Origin of the sequence: Candidatus Enterococcus leclercqii, assembly GCF_009933135.1 — a bacterium.
In the GTDB taxonomy this organism is placed as follows: Bacteria; Bacillota; Bacilli; order Lactobacillales; family Enterococcaceae; genus Enterococcus_C; species Enterococcus_C leclercqii.
On the sequence record NZ_MAEH01000017.1, the window covers coordinates 263,057 to 269,125 of the forward strand.

4 protein-coding genes are annotated in these 6,069 nt (G+C 43.8%); all 4 read right to left on the reverse strand.

Annotated elements, in window-relative coordinates:
* Positions 1-28: 28 nt before the first annotated feature.
* Positions 29-1,651, reverse strand: coding sequence for a polysaccharide deacetylase family protein (locus BAU14_RS12375; RefSeq protein ID WP_237580466.1), 1,623 nt, complete (start codon positions 1,649-1,651; stop codon positions 29-31).
* A 116-nt stretch (positions 1,652-1,767) separates the two neighbouring features.
* Positions 1,768-3,045, reverse strand: a complete 1,278-nt coding sequence (serS, locus tag BAU14_RS12380; RefSeq protein WP_161900420.1) for a serine--tRNA ligase — start codon at positions 3,043-3,045, stop codon at positions 1,768-1,770.
* Positions 3,046-3,392: 347 nt separating this feature from the next.
* A complete protein-coding gene (locus BAU14_RS12385) occupies positions 3,393-4,607 on the reverse strand; it encodes a sensor histidine kinase (protein WP_161900436.1) in 1,215 nt (404 codons plus the stop codon).
* On the reverse strand, positions 4,597-5,286 hold the full coding sequence (locus tag BAU14_RS12390; protein WP_161900421.1) for a response regulator transcription factor: 690 nt from the start codon (positions 5,284-5,286) through the stop codon (positions 4,597-4,599). The genes BAU14_RS12385 and BAU14_RS12390 overlap by 11 nt, the downstream gene beginning before the upstream one ends.
* Positions 5,287-6,069: the final 783 nt, after the last annotated feature.

A 6,069-nucleotide genomic window follows, 5' to 3' on the forward strand; every position in this document is an offset into this window, starting at 1 on the left:
GTTGCTTCTCTTTTTGTTTGTTAACCAATTATGGCACCATTCGGAAATCTTTTTCCCCGAAGTAGGTATACAGCGGTTTTTGCGTCTGTTGCAACAACGTATCGACAGACACAAATTCATAGCCTTCATTGCGCATGTTGTCGATAATTTCCGGTAAGGCATCGACGGTGGTTTGATGAATATCATGCATCAAAACAATCGAGCCTTCATACAGTGTGTTTTTAACTCGATTCACTGTCTTCGGCGCATTTTTCAATTCCCAGTCTTGGGAATCTACGCTCCAGTTGATCAATGGCTTCCCGACGATATTTGCCACCCGCTGATCGGCTGCACCATAGGGAGCACGGAAATTTTTCGGTAACTGTCCACAAGCTTCAAAGATGGCCTTGTCTGTTTTTCGGACTTCTTCTTTGACTTGTTCATCACTGAGAGTAGTCAATATCGGGTGAGAAAAAGAGTGGCTTCCGACATCCATGCCTTCTTTTACCATGCGTTGGACCAAGTCGTGATTTTCAGCAACGTTTTGCCCTAGTAGGAAGAATGTTGCTGTCGCTTTCTTTTCTTTCAAAATATCCAAAACTTTACCAGTGGTAGCAGCATTTGGACCATCGTCAAAGGTCAACGCCACATATTTCTTATTTGGATCCAACGTGATTTTGTCTGGATCTTGCAAAGCTTTGGCATCTACCAAAGAAGTGTTGATATATGCAGCGATGTCTTTGTACTCCAAAGTGATTTCATCTGTGCCGGTATCATTTTTTGGTAAGGTGATGGTCAGCTTTTCTGGTGAGTAAACAATTTTGTCTTTCATGCTGATTCGCGGCATATCTAACACCTTGTCAAAAATGGCCTCCTTGTCATCCGCGGCATCCAGAATCTTTTGTTGAATGACTTGTTGGATGCCGAGGAGATCTGCTTCTTCAGGAAGTAAGTCTTGGATAGTCACAGGTTTGCCGGTTTTGTGGAAAATGTACTGGGATTCTCCGGTGACCGGTTTGCCGGTAACGAAACTTTCTTTTGAATCATCCCAGGTATAAGGTTGCGCCACCAGCTGGTAGATATCCAATTGATCAGAGACGGTGTCGACAGCCAATTTACCAACGACGACGGCTTTATCATCTTTGATTTTTTCTTTGGCTTTTGCTACGAGGTCTTCTAAGCTGGCTGCAGCATCTTTTACTGGCAAGTCACCATCTTTGTCTTCAGGAACATAGACGACAGTTTTTAAATCTTTGCCATCTTTTTCGGTCTTTTTGTCGGTGATGCCACTTTGGTTGCGCTCTTCTTGGACTTCAGCCAGCAGGTTTTTAGCGCCGTTGTCAAAGCGTTCTTGAGCGAGGGCTTCCTGTCGTTTCATGTCGTAAAACAGATAAGCACTGCCGGCGACTGCCAAGACGACTAAGAGGCTGACCAAAGTGAAGATGTGCTTACCCCAGCGTCCCTTTTTCTTTGGCTCGGTGGGTTTGTTGCTGCGAGAAGGCTCCTCTGATGAGTGGTTGTCTTCTTGAGTCGGTACCACTTCCTCCGCGGGGCCATCCGCAGCAATTTCTGGTTGCGGCGGGTTTTCATCGACGACTTTATCCGGCTTTTCGTTTTTAGACCGCTTTTTTTGGTGGCGGCTAGAGCGGCTCATTTCTTGATTTTCTTCCATTGAACATATATCCCCCGTAAAGAGTGTCTTTTTCATATAGTGCATTCCCAATGTATCACCATTGAGAACTGCTTTCAAGTTAGATGGCTGTCTGCCGGGCTTTCATTTTTGTCAGGTCAGTCTTTAGTGATTTTGGTCAAACCGCCCATGTAAGGCACCAGTACTTCAGGAATTGTCACGCTGCCGTCTTCGTTTTGATAATTTTCCAAGACAGCTGCTACGGTACGACCGACTGCTAAACCAGAACCGTTCAATGTGTGGGCGTAGCGAATCTTACCCTCTGCATCCCGGTAACGAATCATTGCTCGGCGGGCTTGGAAGTCTTCACAGTTGGAACAAGAACTGATTTCCCGATACATGTCTTGAGCAGGAATCCATACTTCCAAATCATAAGTTTTGGCTGCGGAAAAGCCCATATCACCAGTAGACAAAGCCATCACTCGGTACGGCAGTCCTAATTTTTGCAGAATGTCTTCAGCGTTGTTGGTCATCTTTTCCAGTTCATCATAAGAATGTTCCGCATCGGAGAATTTTACCATTTCAACTTTATTGAATTGATGCAGACGAATCAAACCGCGGGTATCGCGCCCGGCACTACCAGCTTCAGAACGGAAAGAAGGGCTCAGTGCAGTGAAGTAGATAGGAAGATCGGCGCCTTCTAAGATTTCACCATTATAGTAGTTGGTCAAGGGAACCTCGGCAGTAGGGATCAACGTCAGATCAGTATCTGCTAATTGAAAGACATCTTCTTTGAATTTCGGAAATTGGCCTGTCCCAAACATGGCTTTGCTGTTAACGATATACGGTGTAATCATTTCAGTATAGCCGTGTTCATAAACGTGTTGATCCAACATAAAGTTGTAAAGGGCACGTTCTAGCCGGGCACCCAATCCTTTGTAGTAGACAAAGCGGGCACCGGAAACTTTGGCACCACGTTCAAAGTCTAAAATACCCAAGTCTTCGGCGATATCCCAATGGGCTTTTGCTTCAAAACCAAAAGCGTTGGGTTCGCTCCAGCGACGGACTTCTACGTTATCGGCTTCATCTTTACCCACCGGAACGCTGTCATTTGGCAGGTTCGGCAAAGTAGTGGAGATGGTGGTCAGTTTTTCATTAATCTCGCCAATCTCATTGTCATAGACTTTGATCTTTTCGCCGACTTCTTTCATCTCGGCAATCTTATCTGCGGCATCGGCTTTTTCTCGTTTTAATTTGGCGATTTCTCCGGAAACATCATTGCGATATTTCTTCAGCTCCTCGGTTTTTACCAAAAGGCTGCGGCGCTGTTCATCCAATGTGGTAAATTCATCAATGACAGCTCCCGGAACACCGCGGGTTGCCAATTTGGCTTTGACCTCTTCGGTATTTTGGCGGATCATTTTGACATCTAACATGTGTTTTCCCTCCATATAATTATTTCTTTGGCTTCATAGTCGTGAAACTTGACCTGAATCGATGATCGAATTTTGCGACCGGACAAAATAAAAAAACTATTTCCTCCAAAGCAGATGCTTGGGACGAAATAGTTTATTCGCGGTACCACCCAAGTTCGACACTGTGACGTGCCGCCCTTGTCGATCTTTAGCGCAGATCAGACGGCCTTCCATTACGAAGGCGACGTAGAAAAGACTGGATTTCCGAAAAATTCCTCTGCTGATTTTCACCGGCCATCAGCTCTCTTAAAGGAGAAACTATTCATACTTGGTCTTTAAGTCTCAGGTATCAAGTTAGTGTTAGGATACTAGATTTCCTGTGTTTCGTCAACTTTCGGCAGTTCTTTTGGCTTGGGATTGCGGGTCAAAGGCAGGTGGATGATAAAAGAGGTCCACTCCGGATTTGACTTCGCGTAAATGTAGCCACCGTGTAAAGCGACGATGCTTTGCGTGATAGCTAAGCCAAGTCCTGTGCCACCAGTCGCCTGATTTCGAGATTCTTCCACCCGATAGAAGCGGTCAAAGAGGGAGTCTAGGGCGTATTTGGGAATTTCAGCACCGTTGTTTTTGACAATGATAACGGCCTCTGTTCCGACTTTTTCCAGTTGGATCACAAGCTTGGTGGCGCCTTTACCGTATTTAAAAGCATTGGTGAATAAGTTGTTGAAGACCCGCACAAGTTTTTCGGTATCGCCATCCATCATCAACTGTTTTTCTTCCGTGACGACTTCAATTTCAATGCCTTTTTTGTTGGCTTCCAATTCAAAGTCAGCGGCCAGTTGTTCAACCAGTTGCACCATGTCGAAGCTACTCATATTCACCGGCACAGTAGGTTGGCGGACTTTGGTGTATTCGAAGAGATCTTCCACCAGCGACTTCATCTGCTTGGCTTTGACATAAGCCGTGTGGGTGTATTTCAAGATTTCATCTTCAGTTTGATACTGCCCGTCTTCAATCAGACCGAGATAGCCGATGATTGACGTCAAAGGAGTGCGGATATCGTGGCTGACATTGGTAATCAACTCGTCTTTTGACTGCTCAATTCTACGTTCGTCTTCAATCGCAGCCACTGTGCTGTCTACTAGGCCATTGATGCTGGTAACGACACGACTGAGGTCTCCTCGTAATTCAAAAGGAATGCGGTGATCGTAATTTCCTTCAGCGATATAGTGCAGTTCGCTGATAATGTGTCGCAACTGCATTTGTCGATAACGGCGAATCAGTCGCCAGTACAAGACAGCGACATCGCTAATCAGAAACAGCGGAATAATCAGGTTGCGTCCACTACGAAAGAAGTTAGTTTGAAAATTGTTACGCAAGGATTCTTTGGTATCCCAGATGGCATCATTTAATGAAGGAGAATTTTCGATGACAGCGGACAAGACGACAATAATCGCGACATTTAATAGAAGTAACAAGATGACGGTAACGATACCTTCCGCCAAAAGCTCACTGATTTCTTTTGAGGTGAGGGTGATTCGTTTACGTTTTTCTATCAAACGTGTTGGTTTACTATTTTGCATCGATCTTGTAACCAACGCCCCAGACGGTTTGGATAATTTTCTCACCACCAGTCGCCTCCTCGATCTTGTCCCGTAGATGACTGACATGGACCATCACAGTTTTTGCAGAAACCACACTCTCTTGTTTCCACACCCGTTCGAAGATTTCATCGGCAGAAAAGACCCGATTTGGATGGGAAGCCAGCAAGTACAAGATACCAAATTCCAAGGCGGTTAGCTGGATCTCTTTGCCATCGACGGTCTTGACCTCGTGGGAGTCTTTATTAATAATCAGCGAATTGACTTCCAGTACATCAGGTTGGTCCGGCTGCACAGCCATCTTTGTCCGACGCAGCAAGGATTTCACCCGAGCCATGACTTCTAATGGATTGAAGGGTTTTGTAACGTAATCATCTGCCCCGGCAACCAAGCCTCTGATTTTATCCATATCCGTTGTTTTGGCTGTGAGCATGATGATTGGGATTTGCGATTCTTTTCGTAGTTCTTTTACCACTTGCATACCATCTTTTTCCGGCATCATGATATCCAATATTAACAGTTCAATATCCGGATTTGTCCGAACCTTTGATAAGGCCTCTTTACCATCATAAGCTTTTACCGGCTCGTACCCTTCATTGTGGAGATAGATACTCAGTAATTCAACAATCTCTTTGTCATCATCTGCAACTAAAATTTTCATAATGTAAGTTCCTCCTACTATATAAATAGTGAAAAAATGGTTGATCAAAACTATAAAGCGATTAGGAGTGATGGAAGAACCTTTCAGCCCCCGTGCCTTCTCAAAAGAGTTTCCTTTGCAAAAGCAGCTTCCCACTGGAACGGTTAGCCTAAAAATAAGCCGTAGTTGAAGCTAAAAAAGGAAGTGATTTGCCTTAATAGTATCAAATAAAATGCATTTCTACTATTTTTTTACAGCAGCCTTTAAAATCTCGCTATTTCTTGATAGTAAAAAAACATAACAAACGAAATGAAAGCCATTCAATTCCAAATTGTTCCGCAGTAATCACGAACGTTGCTGACAGTTGAAAGTGATATTGTCAGGAAACTAAGGAAAGCCCGCCAAATCAACATTTTTCGTTGACATCCAAAGCCAAAGTTGGTATATTATATCTTGTCCTTGAGGGGATAGTAGCCACCAACTGGTCAAGAAAAAAACTTGATAAAAACAGTTGACAGCTGATTCCTTTCTTGGTAAACTAGCAAAGTCGCTTGAGAGAGAAACACTTTTGTCAAGTCAGAGACAAGAAAGTTAATAAAAATTTTAAAAGTTTTTGTTGACAAACTTCTAGCCTTCTGATATGATATAAGAGTTGCTGAAACAATTAGCAACAACAACTTAGACCTTTGAAAACTGAACAACAAGCAAACGAACCAATGTGTAGGGCATCTCAATTTCGATTGAGAGAACAAAACATTGCAAGCAAAAGCTAGCAAACAATTAATGAGCTTAAATGGTCTTCGG

Bases quoted from the DNA above. Each gene is read 5' to 3' on its own strand.
- BAU14_RS12375 (WP_237580466.1), bottom strand. From the start codon at position 1,651: ATGGAAGAAAATCAAGAAATGAGCCGCTCTAGCCGCCACCAAAAAAAG.
- BAU14_RS12390 (WP_161900421.1), bottom strand. From the start codon at position 5,286: ATGAAAATTTTAGTTGCAGATGATGACAAAGAGATTGTTGAATTACTG.
- BAU14_RS12385 (WP_161900436.1), bottom strand. From the start codon at position 4,607: ATGCAAAATAGTAAACCAACACGTTTGATAGAAAAACGTAAACGAATC.
- serS (WP_161900420.1), bottom strand. From the start codon at position 3,045: ATGTTAGATGTCAAAATGATCCGCCAAAATACCGAAGAGGTCAAAGCC.